The sequence below is a fragment of the Actinokineospora sp. UV203 genome (assembly GCF_056323665.1).
The window spans coordinates 4990963-5016262 of the sequence record NZ_CM150484.1; the positions used below are offsets into that span (position 1 = coordinate 4990963).

The window sequence follows — 25300 nt, forward strand, 5'->3', positions numbered from 1 at the left end:
TCAGTCCACCGTCACATAGTCGGGGCCGCTGTAGAAGCCGTCGAGCTGCGTCCGGCGCTGCATCAGCAGGTCGTTGAGCAGGCTGGAGGCGCCGAAGCGGAACAGGTGCGGGTCGAGCCACTGCGGCCCGGCGACTTCCTGGACCGCCACGAGGTAGCGGATGGCGTCCTTCGTGGTGCGGATGCCGCCGGCGGGTTTGACCCCGCGCAGCTCACCGGTCACGGCGTGCCAGTCGTGCACGGCCTGCAGCATCACGTGGGTCACCGGCAGCGTGGCCGCGGGGGAGACCTTGCCGGTGGAGGTCTTGATGAAGTCGCCGCCCGCGAGCAGCGCCAGCCAGGACGCGCGGCGCACGTTGTCGTAGGTGGCGAGCTCGCCGGTCTCCAGGATGACCTTGAGGTGCGCGTCCCCGCAGGCGCGCTTGATCGTGCGGATCTCGTCGAAGACCTGCCCGTACTTCCCGGACAGGAACGCGCCCCGGTCGATCACCATGTCGATCTCGGTCGCGCCCGCCTCGACGGCGTATTCGGTGTCGGCGATCTTGATCCGCAGGCTCGACCGCCCGGACGGGAACGCCGTCGCGACGCTGGCGACCCCAACCCCAGTGCCCTCGACCTCGGCGACAGCCGTCTCCACCATGTCCGGATACACACAGACCGCGGCGACGTGCGGCACCTCCGGCCGCTCCGGCTCGGGCCTGCGCGCCTTCGCGCACAGCGTCCGCACCTTGCCCGCCGTGTCCGCCCCTTCCAGGGTGGTCAGGTCGACCATGGAGATCGCCATGTCGATGGCCCACATCTTGCTGGCCTTCTTGATACTGCGCGTCGCCAGCCCCGCGGCCCGCTGCTCGACGCCCACCTGGTCGACCCCGGGCAGCCCGTGCAGGAACCTGCGCAACGAGGTCTCGTCGCGGGTGGCGTCGGCGAACTCGGGGGGTGACCCGGACGTCGTCGTCATGGATGCGGCCATACCCGCGAGTCTAGGCCGCGCGTGCGCCCGTCCGCCCTCTCCGTCCGGGTGCCGTCGTCAGTCCTCGATCTCGTGGTGTCCGTGCCTGCCCTTGCGACGCCGCGGCGGCTTCACATCCACGCCGCCCCACATGGCGAAGCCGGTGATGCGGACGACGGGAGAGCCCGGAGGTCCCTGGGTGCGGACCGAGTTGGCGAAGCCGCCCATGAAGCCGATGCCATCCACCACCACCGTGATGCCCTCCGGCACCCGGATCTCGACCCCGCCCATCAGGGCGTACGCCTGGATCACCGTCTCCGCCGCCTCGAACGTGGCCTGGGTCAGGTCGATGTCGACCCCGCCCATGATCGCGATGGCGTTGAACGTCGGCGGCACCACCCACGGGCCCTTGCGGTCCGAGCCCGACATGATCGCGATGGCGCTGGACGACGTGCCGCGGCCGCCGACGCGGTTCGGCGCGGGGGTGGCGAGGGGCTGCTGGAGTCGGGGGACCACCTGGTGGCCGGGCAGGTCGCGGACCACCGGGATCAGGTCCCCGTAGGTCTTCGCGGCGTAGACCTGGTCCAAGCGCTCCTCGAGTTCCCCCACGGTGAGCCTGCCCTCCGACATGGCGTCGTGGAGGATTTTGGAGAAGCGCTCCCGGTCGGCGTTGGACGCGCGCATCTCGTGCGGACCTGGGATTGCCGGCTGCTCGCTCACGCCAGGCAGCGTAGCGCGATCGGGTGACGTCGCGAGGCGCAACCGAACCGATCCGACCCGGCTACCGTGGACTCATGCCAGAAAGCGAACCGTCGTTCCGCGCCGAGCGGATCAATCCGGCCGACCTCGACCGCCTGGTCGAACTCCTCGACCTGCAGGCCGCCCTGCCCGGCATCCAGCGGCTGCGCCAGTGGGCGATGCTCGCGCTCGACCCGCACCCCGGCGAGAAGGCCCTCGACGTCGGCGCCGGGACCGGCTCGGAGGTGCAGGCGTTCGCCGCCGCGGTCGGGTCCGCGGGCGACGCTGTCGGGGTCGAGCCGAACGCCGGGATGCGGTCGATCGCCGAGGAGCGCGCGGAGGGCGGCGCCGCCCGGTTCGTCGACGGCGACGCGTATCGACTTCCCTTTGCGGACAACACTTTCGACGTCGTCCGCTGTGAGCGGGTCTTCCAGCACCTTACCGAGCCCGAGCGGGCGGCCGCCGAGATCGCCCGGGTGCTGCGGCCGGGCGGGCGGGCCGTGGTGATCGACTCCGACTGGGCGACCGCGATCCTGCACCCCGGCGACCCCGCCGTCCTCAACGCCCTGAGTGAGGCCATGCTCGCCACTACGCCCAACCCCCACAGCGGGCGCAGGCTCGCCGGGCAGCTCACCGCCGCCGGGCTGAAGGCGACCGACATCGGCTCGCAGGCCTTGATCCAGGACAACTCCGCCGCCGAGGGCTCCCTCGTGCGCATGCTGGCCGCCACCGGCGTCCATCGCGGCGCCATCACCCAGGATCAGGCCGACAAGTTCCTCGCCGACCTGGCCGCCGGTGCGGCGTCCGGCGACTTCCACATGTCAGTGACGATGTTCGCTGTCCTGGCCCACAAGTAGGGGCTGCCCGCGCCGCTCCAGTTTGTGCCATGGCAGCCGAACCCCCGAGACGGCCGTGGCCAGCGACTGGATCACCACCAGGTACATCAGCTGCCGGTACACGAACTGCTGCAGCGGCAACGCCCACAGCGGGCCCAGCCGCTCCTGGTCGAGCCGGAACGCGATGATCGCCGGGATCACCTGCATCAACAGGAAACCGAGCCACGTCAGCACCGTCGTCAACGCGTCACCGGTGAGCAGGCCGAACACGGCGGCGACGTCGACGATCGGCGCCAGCACCGGCAGCAACACCTGGAACATCAGCAGGTACGGCAGCCCGCGCCTGCCGAGCTTGCCCGCCTGCCCCGGCTCGATCGCCGCCCGCCGGTGCTTCCACACCGCCTGCAAAGTGCCGTAACACCAGCGGTAGCGCTGCTTCCACAGCTGCCCGAGAGTCGCCGGGGCCTCGGTCCAGGCGACCGCGCCCTCGGAGTAGATCACCCGCCAGCCGTCGCGTTCCAGAGCCATGGTGAGGTCGGTGTCCTCGGCGAGCGTGTCCTCGCCGACGCCGCCCACCTCCAGCACCGCGGAACGGCGGAACGCGCCGATCGCGCCGGGCACCGTCGGCATGCACTGCAGCACGTCGTACATGCGGCGGTCGAGGTTGAAGCCGATGACGTACTCGATGTGCTGCCAGCGGCCTAGGACGCCGCCGCGGTTGCCGACCTTCGCGTTGCCCGACACCGCGCCGATCGACGGGTCGGCGAAGTGCGCGGCGAGCGTGCCGACCGCTTCCGGTTCCAGCACGGTGTCGCCGTCGACCATGACGATCAGCTCCGTGCGCGCCGCGGCGATGCCGGTGTTCAGCGCCGCCGCCTTGCCCGCGTTGGCCTGCCGGATCAGCCGGACCCTGGGCAGCTGGAGGTCTCGGACGATGCGCCCGGTGCCGTCGGTGGAGCCGTCGTCGATGACGATGATCTCCAGCGGGTGCCGCGATTCCAGGATCGACCGCAGGGTCGCCTCGATGCCCTTCGCCTCGTTGTACGCGGGCACCAGGACCGTGACCGGGTAGCGCACCGGCCGCAAACGTTTTCCCCGGACCCGGCGCACGTGCATCCCCGTGGTCAGCAGCACCAGCAGCGTGCGCAGCGCGGCCACCACGGTCGCCGCGACCAGCAGCACCTGCAGCGATCCGGCGACGAACTCGGCGAGCTGCACGATGCCCACCAGCAGCAGCCCGCCCAGCCGGGCCAGCATGCCCGGCAAGGCGCCGGAGTCCTGCAGCCCGGTCGTCGTCGACACCGTCCCGATGGTCCAGCCGCGCGTCTGCAGGTCCGGGATGAGCCGGTCCAGCGCGGCCACGGTCTCGGTCCGGTCGCCGCCCGCGTCGTGCATGAGCAGGATCGCGCCCCGGTCGTCGCGCGGCGTGGAGTTGGCGACGATGGCGTCCACGCCCGGCTTGCGCCAGTCCTGCGAGTCCAGGTCGGAGAGCACCACGAGCCTGCCGTCGGCCCCGAGTCTGCGCGCGGCCTGCCAGGCCAGGTCGTCGAGCGACTCCGGTGTCGCGGCGTAGGGCGGGCGGACCAGGGCGGTGGTGCGGTTCGCGGTCCATGCCAACGCCAGGTCGGTGGTCCGCAGCTCCATCCACGTGCGTGATTCGCTCGCGGTGCGGAGGTCCGTGTGCGTGGTGGTGTGGTGGCCGATCTCGTGGCCGCGCAGGATGATCTCGTCGACCAGGCCGGGGTGCTTCGCCGCGCTCGCGCCGGTGATGAAGAACGTCGCTCGGACGTTATGCCGGGCGAGTGTCTCCAGGATCTTCGGCGTCCACTCCGGGTCCGGGCCGTCGTCGAAGGTCAGGGCGAGTGTCTTGTCCTTGGGGCCGACCGTGACCGGGGTGTCCCCGCGCGGGTCGATGACCGCGCCGCCTTCGCGCGCGGCGGCCGGGACGTTGTTCGCGCTGCCGTTCGGTGACGCGCCTTCCGCCCCGAGTCCGCCGCTCATGACCGCCTGCACGGTCAGCAAACCGGCCACCGCGACGAGCACGGCGACGAGCAGGACCCAGTGCGCACGCGGTTTACGTGCCCGGAGATGTCGGGCCACTAGCGCGGCGGCTTGGTCGGGCGGGGCAACTCGCTGGGCCGGCCGTGAGGCGTGCTGCCGGACATGGTCGTGGTGACCGCGGCCGACGAGCTGGACGTTGTCGTCGTCGGAGCCTGGGAGGCCTTGGTCGTCGTGCTGGTCGGCGCCGCGGAGGTCTTCGTGCGCGAGGTGGGGCTCGCGGGCTCGGTCGTGGTCTCGACCGGCACGGGCCGCGCCGGCGCTGACGGCGGCGGCGGGATCGGCAGCGACGCAGTGGGGCCGAGCGGTGCGCCGAACAGGGCGGCGACCAGGAGCCCGCCCACGGCGACAAGCGCGGCGACGCTCACGACGGCGGTGGTCCGCACGTGCTTGCGGCGCTTGCCGGTCGGGTCGACGAACACCGGGGCGTCGGTGGATAAGTCGGGCATCGCTCACTCCAGCTCGGCGGACCGCGTCACCCTATCGGGCGACGACGATGTGCGATACGCCGAACTTGTGACTGAACGCATAGTGGTCGTCCAACCGCTACCGTGTGCGTCCATGGACGTCTTGACCGTGGATCACCCGCTCGCCAAAGCCCGTCTCACGGTCATGCGCGATGCCCGCACCGACAGCGCGACTTTCCGGGCGGCGCTGCACGAGCTGACCGTGATGCTCACCTACGAGGCGATGCGCGCCGCGCCGCTGCGGGTCGAGCGGATCCACACACCGGTCGCGCGCACCGACGGGCACTGGCTGGCGAACCCGCCGCTGCTCGTGCCGGTCCTGCGGGCCGGGCTGGGCATGGCCGACCAGGCGCACAAGCTGATCCCCGACGCTCAGATGGGCTTCGTCGGACTGGCCCGCGACGAGGAGACCCTGCAGCCGACGCCGTACATGGAGTCGCTGCCCGCCGACCTGTCCGACCGGCCGGTGTTCGTGCTCGACCCGATGCTCGCCACCGGCGGCTCGATGGTCTACACGATCAAGCTGCTGGTCGACCGCGGCGCCACCGACGTCACCGCGATCTGCGCGCTGGCCGCGCCGGAGGGCGTCGAGCACCTGCGCCAGTCCGGTCTGCCGGTCCGGCTCGTCACCGCCAGCATCGACGAGCGGCTCAACGACTCCGGCTTCATCGTCCCGGGACTCGGCGACGCGGGCGACCGCCAGTACGGCGCGGTCTAAATCAACCAGCCGACGAGGTTGCTGCGCAGCGCGCGCTCGTAGGTGGGCTCGACCTCGAAGTCCGGCGGCAGGTTCCCGGACAGTTCCAGCGACACCAGCCCGTGCACGATGCCCCAGCACGCCACCGCCATGTCTCGGGCGGGCTCGGCGAACACGCCCGCGTCGACCCCCGCGTGGATGATGTCCTGCAGCGGCGCCAGCGCGGCCAGGGCCTCGGCGTGCGCGTCCTCGTCGGGCTCGAAACCGGGGATCACGTCGCCGAACATCACGCCGTAGAGGTGCGGGTCGGCCAGGGCGGCCTCCCGGTAGGCCAGGCCGAGCCGGACCATGTCCTCTTTCGGGTCGTCGGACGGCGCCACCGTGCGCAGCCTGCGGCCGAGCCGGTCGAACGCCTCGACGTACAGCTCGCGCACCAGCGCGGGCTTGCCGCCGAAGAGGGAGTAGACCGCCGTGGTCGAGGTGTCGACGTCGGAGGCGAGTTTGCGCACGCTCAACGCGGACGCGCCCTGGGTGGAGATCAGCTCACCGGCCCGGTCGAGCAGTCGGACCCGCAGCGCGTCGTCGTGGGTCTTCGGTCGGGGCACGCGCTCCAGCCTAGCGCGCGCGGTTTGGTGCTGGTATCACTGTGGTACCAAGGCTGATATCATGGGCCTATGGCGATGACACTGCGCTTGACCGACGAGGAGAACGCCCGCCTCGACGAACTCGCGGCCGCAGAAGGGCGCTCCAAGCAGGAGATCCTGCGGTTGGCGCTGGCCGACCGCTGGGCCCGGCTGCACCGCGAGGAGCAGCTCGGTGAGGTCCTCGGCCGCGTCCTGCCCCGCTACCGGGGCCTGCTCGACCGCATCGGCACGGTGTGACGACTTATCTAGACGCCAGTGACCTGCTCGTCCTGGCCGCCGCCGTGACCGGGGGCGACTTGGTGGTCCGCGACCTCGGCCTGCTCGACTCCGCCGCGCACCGCCCGCGCGCGACCGTGCTCGGTGTCGAGGCCTACGACAGCCTGTGGCTCAAGGCCGCCGCCCTGCTCGACTCCATCGTGCGCAGCCGCCCGCTGGCCGAGGGCAACTGGCGCCTGGGCTGGGTCGCGGTGGTCACCTTCTGCGACCTCAACGGCTGGTGGATCGACGCCGAGACCGACGACGCCCTCGACTTGGTCCGCGAAGTCGGCCGGGGCGCGCTGGAGGTGCCGAAGCTCGCGGAGCACCTGGAAGCGTGGGCTTTGCCGAAAGAGAGTGACTTGTAGTTGACCTGGAGCGCACTCCAGGTCATACGGTCGGAGGCGTGACATACGCGATCGCCGAGGCGGCCCACCGCAGTGGGCTGTCGATCGACACCCTCCGGTACTACGAGCGCATCGAGCTGATCTCGCCCCCGGCACGTGATTCCGCGGGCAGACGCGCCTATTCCGACGACGACCTCGCGTGGCTGGAGTTCCTGACCAAGCTGCGCACCACCGGCATGCCCATCCAGCTGATGCGCGAGTACGCCGCGCTGTGCCGTGAGGGCGCGGTCACCGCGGCCCCGCGCAAGGAAATCCTGGAACGGCACCGCGACGACGTCGCCGCGCGCATCCAGCAGCTGTTGGCCTGTCTCGACGTCCTCGACTACAAGATCGACAACTATGACCGCCTCGCGCGGTCCCAGGAGGCTTCCGCATGAAGACCCGCAAGCTGCGCGACCTGCGAGTCGGCGCCCAGGGGCTCGGCTGCATGGGCATGAGCGAGTTCTACGGCAAGACGGACGACACGGAGTCCGTCGCCACCATCCACGCCGCCCTCGACGGCGGCGTCACGCTGCTCGACACGGCGGACATGTATGGCCCGCACACCAACGAGGTGCTGGTCGGCAAGGCCATCGCGGACCGCCGCGACCAGGTCGTGCTGGCCACCAAGTTCGGCATCGTCCGCGACCCGGACAACCCCCTGGTTCGAGGGGTTCGCGGCGACGCCGAGTACATCCGCGCCGCCTGCGAAGCGTCGCTCAAGCGGCTTGGCGTCGACCACATCGACCTCTACTACCAGCACCGGGTCGACCCGGGCACCCCGATCGAGGAGACCGTCGGCGCGATGGCCGAGTTGGTCGCCGAGGGCAAGGTCCGCCACCTTGGGCTCTCCGAGGCAGGCGCGGAAACCATCCGCCGGGCCAATGCCGTCCACCCGATCACCGCGCTGCAGACCGAATGGTCGCTGTGGTCCCGCGACCTGGAGGAGGAGGTCCTGCCGGTCGCCCGCGAGTTGGGCATCGGCATCGTGGCGTACTCCCCACTGGGCCGCGGCTTCCTCACCGGCCGCTTCACCTCGCGCGCCGACCTCCCCGAAGGCGACATGCGCGACAAGTTCCAGCCGCGCTTCACCGAGGGCAACTTCGAGGCGAACCTGGCCATCGCCGAACGCCTGCGCGCCATGGCCGCGGAGCGCGGGGTCACAGCGGGACAGCTCGCCTTGGCCTGGGTCCACAGCCGCGGTGAGGACGTCGTCCCGATCCCGGGGACCAAACGCCGCACCTACCTGGCGGAGAACCTGGCCGCCGCCGACCTGACCCTCACCCCCGAGGACATCAAGGCCCTGGAAGCAGCCGTCCCCACCCCAGCAGGCGCCCGCTACTTCCCCGACTCCTTGAGCACCACCAACCGCTAACGCGAGTCGCCCCGCCAGGCCAACGAGTCGCCCCTCCCGGCAACCGAATTCACCACTCGGGCAAGCGAGTTCCACATTCAAGACCAGACCGCCGCCATGGCGGCAGCGCGCTTGCCGGCCGAATGGTGAACTCGCTTGCCCGAGTGGTGATCTCACTCGCCGGAAGGGGCGACTCGTTTGCCGGGAGGGGCGACTCGTGGTTAGAGGAGGTGGGCGGCGACGGTGGCGCCTAGGTCCCAGCAGCGCTGGAGGTCGGGCTTCTCGGGTTGGCCGAGGATGACCACGGGCTCGGCCACCTGGGTCCAGCTCATTCCCTTGGTGATGGTGCGGATGCTGCTGACGGCGCCCTCGGTGCCTTGGTTGCCGTGGACGTAGAACCCGAAGGGCGTGCCCTTTCCGGCGTCCAGGCATGGGTAGTACACGGTGTCGAAGAAGTGCTTCAACGCCCCGGACATGTACCCGATGTTGGCCGGGGTCCCGAGCACGACGGCGTCGGCGGCGAGAACGTCGGACGCGGTCGCCGAGAGGGCGGGCTCACGGACGACCTCGACCTCGGCCAACTCGGGATCACCGGCCCCGGACACCACGGCCTCGAACATCGCCTGCAACGCGGGTGAAGGCGTGTGGTGGACGATCAGCAGTCTGGGCACGGCCACCGAGTCTGCCAGATCAGATGGTGAACCCGCCGTCGATGGTGAGCGTCGCGCCGGTCACGTACCGCCCGTCCGGCCCCGCCAGGAACGCCACCGCCCCGGCGACCTCCGACGGCTCGGCGAACCGGCCGAGCGCGGTGAACCCGCGGATCGTGTCGGCATACGGCCCGTCCGCCGGGTTCAACTCCGTGTCGGTCGGACCGGGGTTGACCAGGTTCACCGTGATCCCCCGCGGCCCGAGTTCGCGCCCCAATCCCTTGGTGAGCCCGATCAGCGCGGTCTTGGTGGTGGCGTAGTGCGTGAAGTTCGGAAACGCGACCCGATCGTTGACCAAGGTGCCGATCGAGATGATCCGGCCGCCTTCGGTCATCCGAGCCGAGGCCGCCTTGGCCGCGGCGAACGGCGCCCGGATGTTGACTGCCAGGCTTCGGTCGAACGCGGCGAAGTCGAGGTCCTCCAACGGTTCCACGACGTAAGTGGCGGCGTTGTTGACCAGGATGTCGAACCGGCCGAACTCCGCGGCGGTCTGCTCGACGGCGGCCATGACCGCTTCCGCGTCGGCGCTGTCCGCCTGGATCGCGAGCGCCCGGCCGCCCGCCGCCTTGATCTGCTCGACGACGGCCGAGGCCGCGGTCTCGTTGCTGTGGAAGGTGAACGCGACATCGGCGCCGTCCTGTGCGAGACGGATCGCCGTCGCCGCGCCGATTCCCCTGCTGCCGCCGGTGACCAGCGCGGCCTTGCCCTCAAGTGGTGTGTTCATGACACCAGCCTGCTGGCTCGGCCGCGCCGGTGCTGGCGGGTAACGGCCATCGCGCTAGCGCAGGAGTCCGGCCACCTCGTCGGCCAACGCGTCCAGCGATCCCGTCGCCCGAGCCCGGACGTCGGCCAGCGCCGAACGGTCCGCCACCGGTTCCACGATCTCCAGGTATGCCTTGATTTTCGGCTCAGTCCCGGATGGACGCACGATCACCCGCACGCCCTCCCCGCTGAACCGCAGCACATCCGCCGCCGGCAGCAGATCCTCGCTGGTCACCGGCACCCCCGCCAACTCGGCGGGCGGATCGACCCGAAGATCCGACATGAGCTTGCCGATCCGCGCCAAGTCGGTGACCCGCAACGAAACCTGCCGCGTCAGGTGGAGCCCGTGGGTGACGGCGAGATCGTCCAAGGCGTCCGGCAGCGTCCGACCGGCAGTCCGCAGGGTCGCCGCCAGGTCGCACACGAGCACCGCGGCCGAGATGCCGTCCTTGTCCCGCACCGAGTCCGGGTCGACGCAGTGGCCGAGGGCTTCCTCGTAGGCGTAGACGAGTCCGGTGCCGTTCCCGCCGCCTGCCCGCATCAACCACTTGAAACCGGTCAGGGTGGCGTCGTACCGGACATTCCCGGCCGACGCGATCGACTTGAGCAGCGAAGACGAGACGATGGTGTTGGCCACCAATGCGTCCGGATGCAGCACCCTGTCCAAAGTGGACAAAATGTGCACGCCGAGCAGGGCGCCGGTCTCGTCGCCGAGCAGCATCCGCCAGACGCCGTCAGCACCGCGAACGCCCACGGCGCACCGGTCGGCGTCCGGGTCCAAGGCGATCGCGATATCCGCCTCGACCTCAGTTGCCTTGGCCAGCAACAGATCCGTGGCGCCCGGCTCTTCCGGGTTCGGGAACGGCACGGTCGGGAAGTCCGGGTCCGGCTGGGCCTGCTCCGCGACCATCCGCACGTCGACGAACCCGGCCTGGTTCAACGCGAGCGCGAGAGTCCCCGCGCCGACGCCGTGCAGGGCGGTCGCCACCACGCGCAGTTCGCGGGCGGTGCCATGCGGAAGGGACGACACCCGGTCCAGATAGGCCTGCAGGACATCGTCGCCCAGTGTCGTCCAGCTGTCGGAGCGCGGCACCGACACAGCGGGCGGGCTCACCGTGACGGCGGCTTCGATCTCACGGTCGGCGGGCGGCACGATCTGCGCGCCCGAGTCGAGGTAGAGCTTGTACCCGTTGTCCGCGGGCGGGTTGTGCGACGCGGTGATCTGGATCCCCGCCACCGCGCCGAACTTGCGCACGGCGAACGCCAGCACCGGTGTCGGCAGCGGACGGGGGAACACCCGCACGTCGAACCCGGCCGCGGCGAGCACCCCGGCGGCGTCGGCGTAGAACGCCTCCGACCCGCGCCGCGCGTCCCGGCCGACGATCACGATCCCCGACCCGCGGCCCTGCGCCTTGAGCCACTCGGCGAGACCGGCGGTCGTGCGGATGACCACCGCGCGGTTCATCCCGTTGGAGCCCGCGCGAACCGGCCCGCGCAGCCCGGCGGTGCCGAACTCCAGGGTGCCCGCCATCCGGTCGGCCACCTCGTCGACCGCCACCGGGTCGCCGCCCATGGCCGCCGCGACGATCTTCTGCAGCTCCAGCTTGGTGTCCGGGTCGGGGTCGTCGGCGATCCAGCGGAACGCGCGGTCACGCAGCTCCGAGGTCAGCCGGGTCACGAGCGCAGGGCCAGCTCGCGCAGCAGCGTGCCCATCGAACTCGCCGCCACCCGACCGGCTTCCAGGACTTCGAGGTGGTCGAGCGGCTCGCCGGTGATGCCCGCCGCCAGGTTCGTCACCAGCGACAGCCCCAGCACCTCGACACCGGCCGCGCGGGCCGCGATGGCTTCGAGGACCGTGGACATGCCGACCAGGCCCGCGCCCATGACCCGCAGCATGTGGATCTCCGCCGGGGTCTCGAAGTGCGGCCCGGGCAGGCCCGCGTAGACGCCTTCGACCAGCGTCGGGTCGATACTCCGGGCGACCCCGCGCAGCCGCGACGAGTACAGGTCGGTCAGGTCGACGAAGTCGGCGCCCACCAGCGGGGAGCGCGCGGTCAGGTTCAGGTGGTCGCTGATCAGCACCGGTTGGCCGACCTGCACGCCTTCCATCAGGCAGCCCGCCGCGTTGGTCAGCACCACGGCGCGCACACCTGCGGCCGCCGCCGTGCGGATTCCGTGGACCACACGCGCGACCGGGTGGCCCTCGTACAGGTGGGTGCGGCCGAGCACGAGCAGCACCTTCTTGCCGTCGACGTCGACCGACTGGATCGTGCCGCCGTGTCCCTGGACGGTCGGCGCGAGGAAGCCGGGCAGCTCGGCCATCGGCACCTCGGCGATCGGCTCGCCGAGTTCGTCGGCGGCGGGTCGCCAGCCGGAGCCGAGGACGAAAGCGAGGTCGTGCTGCTCGATCCCGGTCCGTTCGGCAAGCGCTTTTGCCGCCTGCTCCGCGAAGGCCTTCGGTTCTGTTTCGATGTTGATAGCGGTCACTCCGGGAAGCCTACGCGCGCGTGCGCGCCCGAAGCACGAGGAACACCGGCAGCCCGATCGGTGAGAGCAGGATGGTCAACACGAGCAGGGGTCCCATGATCAGCGGGTGGATCCCGAGCCTGCGCGACTCGAGGTACATCCACCGGCCGATGAACAGGTCCCACGCGATCACCTGCGCCCAGATCAGGGTGATCCCGGCGCCGTCGGCGGCGAACGCGGTGAGCTTCTCCACCGTCGGTGTGGTGAACAGCGCCCACAGTTCGGGCAGCCGCGGCACGCCCAGGACCGCCCAGACACCCAGCGGCGGCAGCACGATCCACGGCGACGAGATGATCCGGTGGGTCCACGACCAGGTGGGCGCGAAGACCATCAGCACCCAGAACGGGACGGTGACGTAGAAGGCGAGGTCGAACAGCAGGTCGTTCACGCGGACACCAGCGCCCGCGCCGCCGACTTGGCCCAGACGACCCCGGCGGCACCCGCCGCGGCGATCCCGGCGAACGCGAGCAGCGTGACCGCGTCCGGCTCGACCAGGGCCTGCCCGCGGAACGCCTGCCAGGTGACCAGCACGAACAGTCCGATGTAGACACCGCTCGCGGTCCACACCAGCCGGGTGCGCACCTCTTCCTGGGCCAGGATCGCGTACCGGGTGACCAGGGCCGCGAGCACGATCGCGACCAGCGGGAGAACTTGCAGCGCGTGGATGCCGATGAAGTGCCCGACCCGCAGGTCGCCGCCGACCAGGTTCCACCCGGTGATCGGCATGCTCGGCCCGCCGTCGACCACGCCGATGGAGTGCGCCCCCGCGGTCTCCTTGACCCCGGTGTCGCGCTGCGACATCAGCGGACCGATGAGCATCCCGGCCAAGGACGTCGCCATGCCGATCACGACCGCCAGCCGCAACGGGCGGGGCAGGGACACGTTGCGCGCGACCGAGATCGAGGCGACCAGCGTCGCGGTCCAGATGATCGCCACCGTGATGCCCATGACGACCCACAGCGTGGCGTCGAATGGGGTCTCGGCGTTGAAGTGGCTGCGCTTGCCGCGCAACGCCTGGCCGGTGATGGCCACCATCTCGATGATCCCGGCGCCGACCAGCAGGGTGCCGGTGTTGTGCAGCCAGCGCGGGCGGTGTGAGTGCAGAGACAACAGCCAGGCCCAGGTCACGCTGTAGGCGATGAACGACACGGCGAACTTGAACGACTTGAGCCAGTTGGGCGACCCGACGATCATGCGATCGTCCACGATGAGCCCGACGACGGAGAGGGCCGCCACACCGACCATGGCGACGGAGAAGAGCATGAGCGGGCGATGCCAGTCGATGGCCTCGGCAAGTCTGCTGCGCACGGGATCCCCCTGAATGGATAGCGGTACTTCCTACTATCGATAAGTACACTATCTATCTGGCTCGATGGCAAGGAAAATCTCGGAAGGAGATGCGGTGCGGATCGCGGAACTGAGCAGGCGCAGCGGCGTGGCCGTGCCGACAATCAAGTTCTACCTGCGCGAAGGCATGCTGCCGCCGGGTGAGCGCACCCGCCCCAACCAGGCCCAGTACGACGACAGCCACGTCCGCAGGCTGCGGCTCGTCCGGGCCATGGTCGACCTCGGCGGCCTGTCCGTGGCGGCGGTCCGCGACATCCTCGCCACCGTCGACTCCCCGACCGACGACCTCGACGCGCTGATGGGGGCGGTGTCGAAGGGGCTGACCCAGGCGCCCGAGGAGGTCGACGAAGGCGCGCTGGACGAGGTCGTCGCGCTCATCGAGGAGATGGGGTGGACCTGCACCCGGGAACACCCAGCCGCCCGCTCGCTCGCGATGGTCTACACAGCGGCCCGCGAGATCGACCACCCACAGCTCATCGCCGGGATGCGTCAGTACGCCGAGGCGTGCGAGGTGATCGCGCGGGTCGATCTGGACTACGTGGAGAACTTCACCGGCATCGACCGCGTCTTGGAAAGCGTCGTCGTCGGCACCGTCCTCGGCGACAGTGCGTTGGCCGCATTGCGCAAACTGGCCCAGACCGCCGAGTCCCACAGCCGCTACCGCCCCGAAGATCCGGCCGAGTGATCAGCCGGTCGCGCGAAACTCCGCGACAGTGCGGGTGAACAGCCCACGCTTGCCGCTGTCCTCCTGCTCGATCGGCACCGTCAAACTGACCACCCACAGGTCCGACCCCGAGGGCAGCAGATTCGCGAACGTCGCCCGGTTGAGGTCCGCCGTCACCGGCCCGGTCGCGTCGTCGGCCACGTCCACCGTCCGGTAAGTCAGCTGCAGCGACGATTCGGGCGAACCCGCCGCCAGCTCGGAGGTGCCCACCAGCCGGTATCCGGGCGCGCGGGTCGCCAGGGCCTTGAGGTACTTGTCGATCCGGTGGTCGGGGTAGTAGTTCGGGAACCGCTCCACCACCAGCTCCGACGTGCCGTCCGGGGCCACCCAGTGCACCCGGGTGCTGTTGGTCAGCGTCTTCTCCGTGCGCTGTTCGACGAACTTGACCCAGTCGGAGGGGACGGGGATGGAGAAGCTGCCGCCCTGCTCGCCCGCGAGGGTGGCGGCGTCCGCCGTGCGCACCTCGACATCCCGAACTGGAGCCGAGGCCTGCGACGTCTGGGTCTGGGTCCGCGGGCCGATGGGCTCGCCGCCGACGTACCGGGTCAGCGCGAACCCGCCGCCCGCCGCGGCCGCGAACAGCACGACAGCGGCGACGCCCGCGGCGACGGCGCCCCACCGGGACCGGGTCGGCGCGGGCTCGGTGAAGGGCAGCGGACCAGGTGTGGACGCCAGCGGCGCGCTGGGGGAGGACACCGGGTCGGCCGTGATCGCGACCGTCGGGTCGCTCGGCACGGCCGCGGCTTCCGTCGGGGCGGGCGTTGTCGTCTTCAGGTCGGCGAACACCGGGGTTCCCGGGACCGGCTGCAGCGGGTGCAGCCGGGCGCGGACCTCGCTCAGCGAGATCCGCTCGGCCGGGTCCTTCACCATCAGCGCCTCGATCACCGACCGCAGCGGGCCGTCGATCGTCGGCGTCGGGACCTCGCCGTGCACGACCTCCGAGACGATGGCGAGCGCCTCGCCCTCGGGGTCGTACGGCGCCCGACCCTCGACCGCCGCGTAGAGCGTGGCGCCCAGCCCCCACAGGTCGGCGCGGGGGCTGACCGCCGCGCCGGAGGCGATCTCGGGGGCGATGTAGGCCGGGGAGCCGAGCATGATCCCGGTCCGGGTGAGTGTTTTCTCCGAGACATTGCGCGCGATTCCGAAATCGGTGAGCTTGACCCGGCCGTCGAGACCCACCAGCACGTTGCCCGGCTTGACGTCTCGGTGTGTGATTCCCGCCTCGTGCGCGGCCTGCAGGCCCGCCGCGATCGCGTCGCCGACGACGGCCGCCTGGGTCTCGGTGAGCGGTCCGTTGGCCCGCAAAATCTGCGCCAGGCTGGCCGCGGGCATGTACTCCATGATCACGAACGGCTCGCCGTCGACCCGGACGACGTCGTGCAGGGTGATGACGTTCGGGTGCGACACCACGGCGATGGCCCTGGCCTCGCGCATCGTGCGTTCCCGCAGCTCATCGGCCTCGCCCTGGGGGATTCCCTGGTCGAGACGGACCTCCTTCACCGCGACCGGGCGGTGCAGGTGCTCGTCGTAGGCCTCCCACACCGTCCCCATGGACCCTTGCCCGAGCAGCGTGCGCAGCCGGTATCGGCCTGCGACCAGGCGCTGCGGTGGATCCTGGATGGACACTGGGCCATTGTCACCGAAACCGCCGGTTCGGCGGTGGCGAAAGCGGGCAAGACCCCGGACGGTTTGTGAATCGCGATTAGCCTCACAACGTCCTCGCCTGGTGTTGACGCTCGGTTTCCGTAGCATTTCCGGGCATGACATCCCCCACTGCGAGGGCGAGCATGGCGCCGGACGACTTGGTTCTGGCGGGCGAGTTCGCCGACGCCGCCCGCGAGCAGTGGCAGGACCTCGTCGCGGGCGTGCTCCGCAAGTCAGGTGCCCTGCCCGAGGAGTTCGACGGCGCCGTGGAGTCGCTGCTCGCGACCACCACCTACGACGGCATCGTCCTTGAGCCGCTCTACACCGCCGAGGACGCGCCGCCGCCCGCCGGATTCCCCGGTCTGCCGCCATACGTGCGCGGCGGCAAGCCCCAGGGCAACGTCGCGACCGGGTGGGATGTGCGCCAGCGCCACACCGATCCCGACCCCGAGTCCGCCCGCAAGGCGGTGATGGCGGACCTGGAGAACGGCGTCACCTCGCTCTGGCTGACCGTCGGCGGCAGCGGGCTCCCCGTCTCGGCGCTCGCCGACGTGCTGCGGGAGGTCTACCTCGACCTCGCGCCGGTCACCCTCGACGCGGGGGGCGACTTCCGCGCCGCCGCTGACGAGCTGCTGCGCGTGCACGCCGACAAGGGCATCCCCGCCGGTGAGGTCAAGGGAAACCTGGGCGCCGACCCCATTGGCCACCACGCCCGCACCGCGGACGGCGCCGACCTCGATGGAGCCGCCGCGCTCGCGGTCAAGGTCGTCGCCGAGTACCCGGCCCTGCGCTCGATCGTGGTGGACGGCCTTCCCTTCCACCACGCAGGCGGGTCCGACGCCGAGGAACTGGGCGCGTCCATCGCCGCCGGTGTCGCCTACCTGCGCGCACTGACCGACGCCGGGCTCGGCGTCGAGGCCGCCGCCGCGCAGCTGGAGTTCCGCTACGCCGCCACGGCCGACCAGTTCCTCACCATCGCCAAGTTCCGCGCCGCCCGCCGACTCTGGGCGCGCGTCGCCGAGGTCACCGGGTTCGCAGCGCCGCAGCGCCAGCACGCGGTCAGCTCGCAGGCGATGATCACCAGGCGCGACCCGTGGGTGAACATGCTGCGCACCACGCTCGCCTGCTTCGGCGCGGGCGTCGGCGGCGCCGACTCGGTCACCGTGCTCCCGTTCGACGCCGCCCTCGGCCTGCCCGACGGGTTCGCCCGGCGCATCGCCCGCAACACCCAGTCGGTGCTGCTCGACGAGTCCAAACTGGCCGGTGTGATCGACCCGGCGGGCGGTTCCTGGTTCGTGGAGCGGCTCACCGACGACCTGGCCCGCGCCGCGTGGGACTTCTTCACCGAGATCGAGCGCGCGGGCGGGATCGTCGCCGCGCTCGACACCGGCGTCATCGGCGACCGGCTCGCCGCCACCTGGGCGGCTCGCTCGGCCAACATCGCGAACCGGACCGACGCGATCACCGGGGTCAGCGAGTTCCCGAACCTCGCCGAGAAGCCGATCGTGCGCGACCCGGAGCCTGCCGCGCCGACCGGCGGCCTGCCGGTCATCCACTATGCCGAGACATACGAGGAACTGCGTGACCGTTCCGATCGGACACTCGCCGAGACCGGCGCCCGGCCCAAGATCTTCCTCGCCACGCTCGGACCGGTGGCCGCGCACACCGCGCGGGCTTCCTTTGCCGCCAACCTGTTCCAGGCGGGCGGAATCGAGACCGTCGCCGGACCGGCCGAGGAGTTCGCGGCGAGCGGCGCGACCATCGCGTGTCTCGCCGGCACCGACAAGGCCTACGCCGCCGACGCGGCCGCGGTCATCGAGACCCTGAAATCAGCGGGCGCCCAGCGGGTCCTGCTGGCGGGCAAACCGAACGCCGAATTGTCCACTGTGGACGAATTTGTGTTCGCGGGCTGCGACGCGCCTGCCGTTCTGCGAGCTACCATGGAGACGTTGGGAGTCAAGGCATGAGCATCCCCGATTTCTCCGGAATCGACCTGGGCGGTCCCGCCGCGGGGTCGGCGGCCGACTGGCGGGCGGCGCTGCACGAGGCCACCGGCAAGGGCGCCGACGCACTGTCCTGGGACACCCCGGAAGGCATCGGCATCAAGCCGGTGTACGGGGCCGAGGACCTCGAAGGCCTCGACTTCCTCAACACGTACCCGGGCATCGCGCCGTACCTGCGCGGCCCGTACCCGACGATGTACGTCAACCAACCGTGGACCATCCGCCAGTACGCGGGATTCTCCACCGCCGAGGAGTCCAACGCCTTCTACCGCCGCAACCTCGCGGCAGGCCAAAAAGGACTGTCGGTCGCCTTCGACCTCGCCACCCACCGCGGCTACGACTCCGACCACCCGCGCGTGGCCGGTGACGTCGGCATGGCGGGCGTGGCCATCGACTCCATCTACGACATGCGCCAGCTCTTCGACGGCATCCCGCTGGACAAGATGAGCGTGTCGATGACGATGAACGGCGCGGTGCTGCCCGTTCTCGCGCTCTACGTCGTCGCGGCCGAAGAGCAGGGCGTGGCGCCGGAAGCACTCGCCGGGACCATCCAGAACGACATCCTCAAAGAATTCATGGTCCGCAACACCTACATCTACCCGCCGCGGCCGTCGATGCGGATCATCTCCGACATCTTCAGCTACACCTCGCAGCACATGCCGAAGTACAACTCGATCTCCATCTCCGGCTACCACATGCAGGAAGCCGGGGCGACCGCCGACCTGGAACTGGCCTACACCCTCGCCGACGGCGTCGAGTACATCCGGGCCGGTCGCGACGCGGGCATGGACGTCGACCGGTTCGCGCCGCGGCTGTCGTTCTTCTGGGCCATCGGCATGAACTTCTTCATGGAGGTCGCCAAGATGCGGGCGGCCCGCCTGCTCTGGGCGAAACTGGTGAAAGGCTTCGAGCCGAAGTTGTCGAAGTCGCTCTCGCTGCGCACACACTGTCAGACCTCGGGTTGGTCGCTGACCGCACAGGACGTCTACAACAACGTGATCCGCACCTGTGTCGAGGCGATGGCCGCGACCCAGGGGCACACGCAGTCGCTGCACACCAATGCCCTCGACGAGGCGCTGGCGCTGCCCACCGACTTCTCCGCGCGCATCGCCCGCAACACGCAACTGCTGTTGCAGCAGGAATCCGGCACCACCCGGGTCATCGACCCGTGGGGCGGCAGCGCGTTCATCGAGCGGCTCACCTACGACCTCGCCCGCAAGGCATGGGGCCACATCAGCGAGGTCGAGGCAGCGGGCGGCATGGCGCAGGCCATCGACGCGGGCATTCCCAAGCTGCGCATCGAGGAAGCCGCGGCGCGCACCCAGGCCCGCATCGACTCCGGTCGCCAGCCGGTGATCGGGGTCAACAAGTACCGGGTCGAGACCGAGGATCACATCGACGTCCTCAAGGTCGACAACAAGGGCGTGCGCGGGCAGCAGATCGAGAAGCTGCGCAGGCTCCGCGAGGAACGCGACTCCGACGCCGTCGAGAGCGCGCTGAACGCGCTGACCAACGCCGCCGACGGTGGCGGCAACCTGCTGGAACTCGCCATCGACGCGGCCCGCAAGAAGGCCACGGTCGGCGAGATCTCCGAGGCGCTGGGCAAGGTCTGGGGACGGCACTCCGCGCAGATCCGTACGATCTCGGGTGTGTACCGCGATGAGGTCGGCCAGTCGTCCGAGAACAACAGAGTGGACGTCGCGCGGGAAGTTATTGACGCGTTCGCCGAGGCCGAGGGCCGCCGTCCGCGCATCCTGGTCGCCAAGATGGGCCAGGACGGGCACGACCGCGGCCAGAAGGTGATCGCCACCGCGTTCGCCGACCTCGGCTTCGACGTCGACGTGGGCCCGCTGTTCTCCACCCCGGACGAGGTCGCGCGCCAGGCCGTCGAGGCCGACGTGCACATCGTCGGGGTCAACTCCCTCGCCGCCGGTCACCTCACCCTGGTGCCCGCGCTGCGCGAGGAACTCGCGGCCCTGGGCCGCGACGACATCATGATCGTGGTCGGCGGCGTCATCCCGCCGCAGGACTTCGACGAGCTGCGCGCCGCGGGTGCGGCGGCGATCTTCCCGCCCGGCACGGTCATCGCCGACGCGGCCGCCGAACTGCTGCGCAAGCTCGCCGAGCAGCACGGGCACTCGCTTGGGTAGACGAATCGACGTCGGCGAGTACGCCAAGGGTGTGCTCGCAGGCAACCGGGGGCTGCTCTCGCGGGCCATCACGCTGGTGGAGTCCAAGCGGGCCGACCACCGCGCGCTGGCCCAGGAGCTGCTCGTCGAGCTGCTGCCACACGCGGGCGGGGCGCACCGGGTCGGCATCACCGGCGTCCCCGGCGTGGGCAAGTCGACGTTCATCGACGCGCTCGGGTCGAACCTGACCGCCGCGGGCCACCGGGTCGCGGTGCTCGCCGTCGACCCGTCGTCGACCCGCACGGGCGGCAGCATCCTGGGCGACAAGACCCGGATGTCGCGGCTCGCGGTCGACCCGGCGGCGTTCATCCGGCCGTCGCCGACCTCGGGCACGCTCGGCGGCGTGGCCAAGGCGACCCGCGAGACCATCGTGCTGATGGAGGCGGCCGGCTACGACACCGTGCTCGTCGAGACCGTCGGTGTCGGGCAGTCCGAGGTCACCGTGGCCAACATGGTCGACTGCTTCCTGTTCCTGACCCTGGCGCGGACCGGCGACCAGCTGCAGGGGATCAAGAAGGGCGTCCTGGAGCTGGCCGACGTGATCGCGGTCAACAAGGCCGACGGCGACCACGCGCGAGAGGCCCAGAAGGCCGCCCGAGAGCTCGCTGGGGCGCTCCGACTGCTGCGCGCGCCCGAAGGGGCGTGGACGCCGCCCGTGCTGACGTGCAGCGGCCAGGAGAACCTGGGGCTCGACACGCTCTGGCAGCAGATCGAGCTGCACCACCGCACCCTGTCGGAGTCCGGCGAGCTGGCCGACAAGCGCCGCCGCCAGCAGGTCGACTGGACCTGGTCGATGGTCCAGGACACCCTTCTCGGCCGCCTTCACGACCACCCCGCCGTGCGCGCGCTGGCCCCGGACCTGGAACGACAGGTTCGCGAGGGCGAACTGACCGCCACGCTGGCCGCCGAGCGCATCCTCGCGGCCTTCGCGGAGCGTGAGCGGTCCGACTAATCTGGTGACGACTTCCCACCTTTGGAGGGCTCGGATGCCGGTGACCAGGCTGTTGCTCGGACTTCTGCTCAGCGCGCTCGTCGTGCTCGGCGCGGCCCCGACGGCGGGCGCCGAACCCTGGGCGCAGCCGACCGACAGCGTCGCCCCGACCGGCCCGACCCTGGAGCCCGCGCCCACCGAGGAAGATGCGGCACGTTCGAAGAACAAGCTCGTGATCGGGCTGTCGGCGGCTGTCCTCTTGGGAATCGTGATCTACGGCAACCGGGTGCGGGCCAAGCGGCGCAAGAAGGGATGACCGCAGCTCAGCGCCGGTGGGCGGTCCTTCGTCTTGATCATCGAACTGCCCGGCAGAACACCGTGTGCCGTTCGTCGCATGGTCACTACCGGCGGTCTTGCGATGTGGTCGCCGTAACGGATCGTGGCGGGAGATGATGCACTATGGGACAGGAGATGGAAACCGAAACGACAGCCGGAGGGGTCGCGTGACTCTGCTGGACTCGCGACCAGAACTCCCGTCGGAGGGTGGTCGAAACGGACACCTCGCCGTCTCCGGAGAGGATTCAGCCGTGCTGATCACGTCCAGTGGGGTCACTATGCCCACTGTGGAGGATCTCGCGGCCGGGCGTGGACCTGCCTGGCTCGACCAGTGGCTCGACGCCAACGCGTCCGACGTCTTGGCGTGGTTCCGGCACCTCCACGAGCACCCGGAGCTGTCCCGGCAGGAGTTCGCGACCACCGAGCTGGTGGCGGGCCTGCTCAAGTCATTCGGCCTGCAGCCCGAGCTGCTCCCGGCGGGCAACGGCCTGATCTGCGACGTCGGCGAGGGCGACCGCTGCGTGGCGCTGCGCGCCGACATGGACGCGCTGCCGATGACCGAGGCCACCGGCCTGCCGTACGCGGCCAAGGTCCAGGGCGTCTGCCACGCCTGCGGCCACGACGCCCACACCACGATCCTGCTGGCCACCGGCATCGCCCTGGCGTCCGCGCCCGAGCTGCCCGGCCGGGTCCGGTTGATCTTCCAGCCCGCCGAGGAGGTCATGCCGGGCGGCGCGCTGGAGGTCATCGAGGCGGGCGGCCTCGACGGTGTCGACCGCATCTTCGGTCTGCACTGCGACCCGCGCCTGGAGGTCGGCCGCATCGGCACCCGCGTCGGCGCGATCACCTCGGCGACGGACCTGCTGGAGCTGCGCCTCACCTCCCCGGGCGGCCACACGTCGCGCCCGCACCTGACGGCCGACCTGGTTCACGCGCTCGGGACGGTCATCACCGGCCTGCCTGCCCTGCTGTCCCGGCGCATCGACCCCCGCTCCGGCACCGTCCTGGTCTGGGGCGCGGTCCACGCGGGTGAGGCGGCCAACGCGGTCCCCCAGGACGGCGTCCTGCGCGGCACCCTGCGCACCGGCGACCACGACGTCTGGGCCGATCTGGAGCCCATTGTGGCCAGCCTGGTCGAGTCCCTCCTGGCACCCACGGGCGTCGGCTTCGAGCTGATCCACACCCGTGGCGTCCCCCCGGTCATCAACGACCGCGAGAGCACCCAAATCCTCCGCGCGGGCATCGAGTCCGCCCTCGGCCAAGACGCCCTCGCAGGCACCAAACAGTCCAGCGGCGGCGAAGACTTCGGCTGGTACCTGGAAAAGGTCCCCGGCTCCTTCATGCGCCTAGGCGTGTGGTCCGGCCAAGGCCCCATCCACGACCTACACCAGCCAACGTTCCAATTGGACGAACGCGCCCTCCTAACCGGCATCCGCACCATGACCCACACCGCCCTAACCGCCCTGTCCTAACCGCGAGTCGCCCCTCCAGGCAAACGAGTCGCCCCGTCCAGCAAGCGAGTTCAACATTCGCGGCGGAGTTATCCACAGCGGGGCCGAGGGGTGCTGACAGCGGCGCGCCGGGTGGCCACAGTGGATACATGATTGATCACCCATTTGGCCTGCATGGCGTGTTCCGGCGAGATGTCCTCGTTCGCGAGATGGGCCTGACGGCCGTCCGGGCGTTGTTGACTACCGGACAACTCACGGCCTTCTCGAGAACGATCCTCGTGGATCGGCGCCGGGCGCTGGACTTTCCGACCAGGGCTGCCGCCGCTCTATCGTGGGCGGGCGAAGAGACGGTGCTGACCAGCCATACCTCAGCCTGGCTGCATGGGTGCACGGCCGCTGATCAAGGCACGATCCACGTGCTCTCCAGCTACGACCGGCGGGCGCGGAAACGACCGGGGATCGCGTTCCACAATGGATCGCTCGACACCGTCGACGTCGGCAGAATCCATGGACTGCGTGTGGTTGACCTACCTTTCGCTATCGCGGAAATCTTGTGCTCCGCACCGCGAGCGACCGCCCTGGCATGTGTCGATCAGGCATTGGCGCAGGCGTCGGATCAGGACAGGAAGGGTGTCCACGACGCGATTGGGTATCGCCTCGACACTCGCGCGGACTCACGCGGTCGCCGGCGCGCTTGGGCCCTGTTGGATCTCGCGACCGGCAGGCCCGAATCGCCGGCGGAAAGCGCCCTCCTCTTGGCCGTTGTCGACGGCGGGCTCCCGGTCCCTGTCGCACAGCATCCGATTCTCGACATCGATGGCCGAGAGCGTTATCGACTGGATTTCGGCTGGCCGGACCCGAAGATCGCGCTGGAATACGACGGATACGCGTCACACGAGGGTCGGCTGCAGCGGGACGCGGCCCGCGATCTAGACCTCGCGCGCCGAGGCTGGTTGGTGATCAGGGTGACCGCAGCGGATCTACGTGTCCCTGCGCGGTTCATGAGCGAACTCCGGGTGGCGTTTGCGGCCCGGAGATTCGCCTGTGCCTAACTCTGTGCCTGAATGTTGAACTCACTTGCCGGTAGGGGCGACTCGATTGCCTGGAGGGGCGACTCGCGGGTTACCAGAGGTGGGCTACGTCGATTACCAGGCGGGAGCCGCCGTCGGGGTTGTTGAGGGTGTAGGCGCGGAAGGGGAGGCGGGCTCGGACGCCGAGACCGATGGTGGTTTGGCCTTCGAAGCTGCCCGCGTACGCGACCTGGCGGAAGGTCTGCCAGCCCGCGACGTTGACGAGTTCGTTGCGGTTGGCCGGGTTGAACGTGGAGTTGCCGTAGTCGTCGTACGCCGGCGCGGTCGCGATGATCTGCAGCTTGGCGCCGCCACGCAGGGGCACGACGTGGCCGGATCCGTCTTCGACGACCTGGCTGACGTACTCGACGCGGTAGCCGTCGGCGCCGCCGGAGCGGATGTCGATGACCAGCCGGTCCCAGCAGTAGTGCCTGCCGCCGCGCACGCCCACCATGGGGGCGGACTCGGTCGGTGACGCGGTCTTCGCCAGGGAGCCCCAGCTGATCCCGCAGTAGCCCTCAGTCGCCGCCGCCGACGACGGGCCGACTGCCGCGACCGCTGCTGCCGCGCCGAGGGTGACCGCCAGAGTGGTCAGTCGCTTGGTCCATCTTCGAGCCTTCATCGCCATCTCTCCTCGCACCGGCCGAATCGTTCGGCGAGCGTCTGACCGTGATTTCGGTCATATCCGAGAAGACGTGTGGCGGACCCGCTGGTTGCGGTCAGCCGCCGTTTGCCGGACCGATGCCGTCGCATGGTCGGACCCGTAGGTCGGCGACGTAATCCGCGGGTGCGCCGGCGGCTTCGGCCGCGTCGGCGACCACCCCCAGGTACCGGGCCGAGGGCAGGCCGCCCTCGTAGGCGTCGAGGACGTAGAGCCAGGCGAGCACGGAGCCCTCCAGGGTCTGCACCCGCAGCCTGATCTTGGAGTGAAGGCCCAGCTCAGAGCCCTCCCACCGGTCGAGCAGCGGCTCGTCGTCGGTGACGTCGTAGAGCACGACGAACACCTGCGAGTCCGGGTCCTCGACGATGGTGGCCAGGGCGCCTTCCCAACCGAGGTCTTCGCCTCCGAAGGTCAGCCGCCATCCCACCAGCCAACCGGTCCCCGCCATCGGCGAGTGCGGGGCTCGCTGCATCATCTGGGCCGGGTCCATGTTCGACCCATAAGCGGCGTATAGCGGCACTCCGACAGCGTAGCGACACAACCGATCATCGGCAGCGAAGCCG

General features: G+C 70.3%; 27 protein-coding genes. 13 read left to right on the top strand and 14 right to left on the bottom strand.

From position 1 onward, the window contains the following. Nucleotides 1-969 carry a deoxyribose-phosphate aldolase gene (deoC, locus tag ACUZ2Y_RS24015; protein ID WP_476322628.1) on the bottom strand — a complete coding sequence of 323 codons (969 nt, stop codon included), beginning with the start codon at nt 967-969 and terminating at the stop codon, nt 1-3. Nucleotides 970-1026: 57 nt separating this feature from the next. After that, entirely contained in the window at nt 1027-1668 is a 642-nt protein-coding gene (locus ACUZ2Y_RS24020; RefSeq protein ID WP_476322631.1) for a DUF1707 SHOCT-like domain-containing protein, read from the bottom strand. Between the two features lie 74 nt (nt 1669-1742). On the opposite strand from ACUZ2Y_RS24020, the gene ACUZ2Y_RS24025 reads away from it, so the two are divergent. Continuing rightward, complete coding sequence (locus ACUZ2Y_RS24025; RefSeq protein ID WP_476322634.1) at nt 1743-2543, top strand: methyltransferase domain-containing protein; 801 nt, start codon at nt 1743-1745, stop codon at nt 2541-2543. On the opposite strand, the gene ACUZ2Y_RS24030 is transcribed toward ACUZ2Y_RS24025, so the two are convergent. Together ACUZ2Y_RS24030 and ACUZ2Y_RS24035 are read right to left on the bottom strand one after the other, a co-directional pair. After that, nucleotides 2508-4622, bottom strand: a complete 2115-nt coding sequence (locus ACUZ2Y_RS24030) for a bifunctional polysaccharide deacetylase/glycosyltransferase family 2 protein (RefSeq protein WP_476322637.1) — start codon at nt 4620-4622, stop codon at nt 2508-2510. The two genes, ACUZ2Y_RS24025 and ACUZ2Y_RS24030, sit on opposite strands and share 36 nt — an antisense overlap. Beyond that, complete coding sequence (locus ACUZ2Y_RS24035) at nt 4622-5029, bottom strand: hypothetical protein (protein ID WP_476322640.1); 408 nt, start codon at nt 5027-5029, stop codon at nt 4622-4624. The genes ACUZ2Y_RS24030 and ACUZ2Y_RS24035 overlap by 1 nt, the downstream gene beginning before the upstream one ends. Before the next feature lie 112 nt (nt 5030-5141). Here ACUZ2Y_RS24035 and upp point away from each other — a divergent pair, with 112 nt between their 5' ends. Further along, on the top strand, nt 5142-5765 hold the full coding sequence (upp, locus tag ACUZ2Y_RS24040) for a uracil phosphoribosyltransferase (RefSeq protein ID WP_476322643.1): 624 nt from the start codon (nt 5142-5144) through the stop codon (nt 5763-5765). On the opposite strand, the gene ACUZ2Y_RS24045 is transcribed toward upp, so the two are convergent. Next, nucleotides 5762-6349, bottom strand: coding sequence for a TetR/AcrR family transcriptional regulator (locus ACUZ2Y_RS24045; protein ID WP_476322646.1), 588 nt, complete (start codon nt 6347-6349; stop codon nt 5762-5764). The two genes, upp and ACUZ2Y_RS24045, sit on opposite strands and share 4 nt — an antisense overlap. A 69-nt stretch (nt 6350-6418) precedes the next feature. Between ACUZ2Y_RS24045 and ACUZ2Y_RS24050 the strand changes: the two genes are divergently transcribed. From ACUZ2Y_RS24050 to ACUZ2Y_RS24065, 4 genes are read left to right on the top strand one after another with little or no spacing between them, the layout of a single operon-like run. Further along, on the top strand, nt 6419-6625 hold the full coding sequence (locus tag ACUZ2Y_RS24050) for a ribbon-helix-helix protein, CopG family (protein WP_187220951.1): 207 nt from the start codon (nt 6419-6421) through the stop codon (nt 6623-6625). Beyond that, a complete protein-coding gene (locus ACUZ2Y_RS24055; protein ID WP_476322648.1) occupies nt 6622-7011 on the top strand; it encodes a type II toxin-antitoxin system death-on-curing family toxin in 390 nt (129 codons plus the stop codon). The genes ACUZ2Y_RS24050 and ACUZ2Y_RS24055 overlap by 4 nt, the downstream gene beginning before the upstream one ends. Before the next feature lie 38 nt (nt 7012-7049). Continuing rightward, a complete protein-coding gene (locus ACUZ2Y_RS24060) occupies nt 7050-7427 on the top strand; it encodes a MerR family transcriptional regulator (protein WP_091383965.1) in 378 nt (125 codons plus the stop codon). After that, nucleotides 7424-8404 carry an aldo/keto reductase gene (locus tag ACUZ2Y_RS24065; protein ID WP_476322652.1) on the top strand — a complete coding sequence of 327 codons (981 nt, stop codon included), beginning with the start codon at nt 7424-7426 and terminating at the stop codon, nt 8402-8404. The genes ACUZ2Y_RS24060 and ACUZ2Y_RS24065 overlap by 4 nt, the downstream gene beginning before the upstream one ends. 200 nt (nt 8405-8604) lie before the next feature. On the opposite strand, the gene ACUZ2Y_RS24070 is transcribed toward ACUZ2Y_RS24065, so the two are convergent. Genes ACUZ2Y_RS24070 through ACUZ2Y_RS24095 form a run of 6 tightly spaced genes read right to left on the bottom strand, consistent with a single transcriptional unit; the run spans nt 8605 to nt 13689 of the window. Beyond that, a complete protein-coding gene (locus ACUZ2Y_RS24070) occupies nt 8605-9054 on the bottom strand; it encodes a flavodoxin family protein (protein WP_476322655.1) in 450 nt (149 codons plus the stop codon). 19 nt (nt 9055-9073) lie between these two features. Then, complete coding sequence (locus tag ACUZ2Y_RS24075) at nt 9074-9817, bottom strand: 3-oxoacyl-ACP reductase family protein (RefSeq protein ID WP_476322658.1); 744 nt, start codon at nt 9815-9817, stop codon at nt 9074-9076. Between the two features lie 54 nt (nt 9818-9871). Beyond that, nucleotides 9872-11533, bottom strand: coding sequence for a phospho-sugar mutase (locus tag ACUZ2Y_RS24080; protein ID WP_476322661.1), 1662 nt, complete (start codon nt 11531-11533; stop codon nt 9872-9874). Then, on the bottom strand, nt 11530-12342 hold the full coding sequence (locus tag ACUZ2Y_RS24085) for a purine-nucleoside phosphorylase (protein WP_476322664.1): 813 nt from the start codon (nt 12340-12342) through the stop codon (nt 11530-11532). The genes ACUZ2Y_RS24080 and ACUZ2Y_RS24085 overlap by 4 nt, the downstream gene beginning before the upstream one ends. Before the next feature lie 10 nt (nt 12343-12352). Further along, the gene (locus ACUZ2Y_RS24090) at nt 12353-12769 is read right to left on the bottom strand and encodes an ABA4-like family protein (protein ID WP_476322667.1); all 417 of its coding nucleotides are present in this window, start codon (nt 12767-12769) and stop codon (nt 12353-12355) included. Then, nucleotides 12766-13689 (bottom strand): hypothetical protein, encoded by a 924-nt coding sequence (locus ACUZ2Y_RS24095; RefSeq protein ID WP_476322670.1) that lies wholly within the window; start codon nt 13687-13689, stop codon nt 12766-12768. Before ACUZ2Y_RS24095 ends, ACUZ2Y_RS24090 begins: the two co-directional genes overlap by 4 nt. Before the next feature lie 94 nt (nt 13690-13783). On the opposite strand from ACUZ2Y_RS24095, the gene ACUZ2Y_RS24100 reads away from it, so the two are divergent. Beyond that, nucleotides 13784-14413, top strand: a complete 630-nt coding sequence (locus ACUZ2Y_RS24100; RefSeq protein ID WP_476322673.1) for a MerR family transcriptional regulator — start codon at nt 13784-13786, stop codon at nt 14411-14413. Here ACUZ2Y_RS24100 and ACUZ2Y_RS24105 read toward each other — a convergent pair whose 3' ends face one another. After that, nucleotides 14414-16078: a serine/threonine-protein kinase gene (locus ACUZ2Y_RS24105; protein ID WP_476322675.1), complete on the bottom strand. Its 1665-nt coding sequence runs from the start codon at nt 16076-16078 to the stop codon at nt 14414-14416. Between the two features lie 134 nt (nt 16079-16212). Between ACUZ2Y_RS24105 and ACUZ2Y_RS24110 the strand changes: the two genes are divergently transcribed. The 6 genes from ACUZ2Y_RS24110 to ACUZ2Y_RS24135 all read left to right on the top strand — a co-directional run bounded on the left by ACUZ2Y_RS24110 (nt 16213) and on the right by ACUZ2Y_RS24135 (nt 24058). Then, entirely contained in the window at nt 16213-18063 is a 1851-nt protein-coding gene (locus ACUZ2Y_RS24110; protein ID WP_476322678.1) for a methylmalonyl-CoA mutase family protein, read from the top strand. After that, nucleotides 18060-20249: a methylmalonyl-CoA mutase gene (gene scpA / locus ACUZ2Y_RS24115; RefSeq protein WP_476322681.1), complete on the top strand. Its 2190-nt coding sequence runs from the start codon at nt 18060-18062 to the stop codon at nt 20247-20249. The genes ACUZ2Y_RS24110 and scpA overlap by 4 nt, the downstream gene beginning before the upstream one ends. After that, the gene (meaB, locus tag ACUZ2Y_RS24120; RefSeq protein WP_476322684.1) at nt 20242-21240 is read left to right on the top strand and encodes a methylmalonyl Co-A mutase-associated GTPase MeaB; all 999 of its coding nucleotides are present in this window, start codon (nt 20242-20244) and stop codon (nt 21238-21240) included. Before scpA ends, meaB begins: the two co-directional genes overlap by 8 nt. 34 nt (nt 21241-21274) lie before the next feature. Next, nucleotides 21275-21535 (top strand): hypothetical protein, encoded by a 261-nt coding sequence (locus ACUZ2Y_RS24125; protein ID WP_476322687.1) that lies wholly within the window; start codon nt 21275-21277, stop codon nt 21533-21535. Nucleotides 21536-21722: 187 nt separating this feature from the next. Beyond that, on the top strand, nt 21723-23027 hold the full coding sequence (locus tag ACUZ2Y_RS24130; RefSeq protein ID WP_476322690.1) for a M20 family metallopeptidase: 1305 nt from the start codon (nt 21723-21725) through the stop codon (nt 23025-23027). Between the two features lie 128 nt (nt 23028-23155). Further along, nucleotides 23156-24058, top strand: a complete 903-nt coding sequence (locus tag ACUZ2Y_RS24135; RefSeq protein WP_476322693.1) for an endonuclease domain-containing protein — start codon at nt 23156-23158, stop codon at nt 24056-24058. A gap of 70 nt (nt 24059-24128) precedes the next feature. Here the strand turns inward: ACUZ2Y_RS24135 and ACUZ2Y_RS24140 are convergent, their stop codons facing one another. Together ACUZ2Y_RS24140 and ACUZ2Y_RS24145 are read right to left on the bottom strand one after the other, a co-directional pair. Beyond that, nucleotides 24129-24698, bottom strand: a complete 570-nt coding sequence (locus ACUZ2Y_RS24140) for an AMIN-like domain-containing (lipo)protein (RefSeq protein ID WP_476322696.1) — start codon at nt 24696-24698, stop codon at nt 24129-24131. A gap of 97 nt (nt 24699-24795) precedes the next feature. Then, nucleotides 24796-25257: a gamma-glutamylcyclotransferase family protein gene (locus ACUZ2Y_RS24145; RefSeq protein ID WP_476322699.1), complete on the bottom strand. Its 462-nt coding sequence runs from the start codon at nt 25255-25257 to the stop codon at nt 24796-24798. Between the last annotated feature and the right edge of the window lie 43 nt (nt 25258-25300).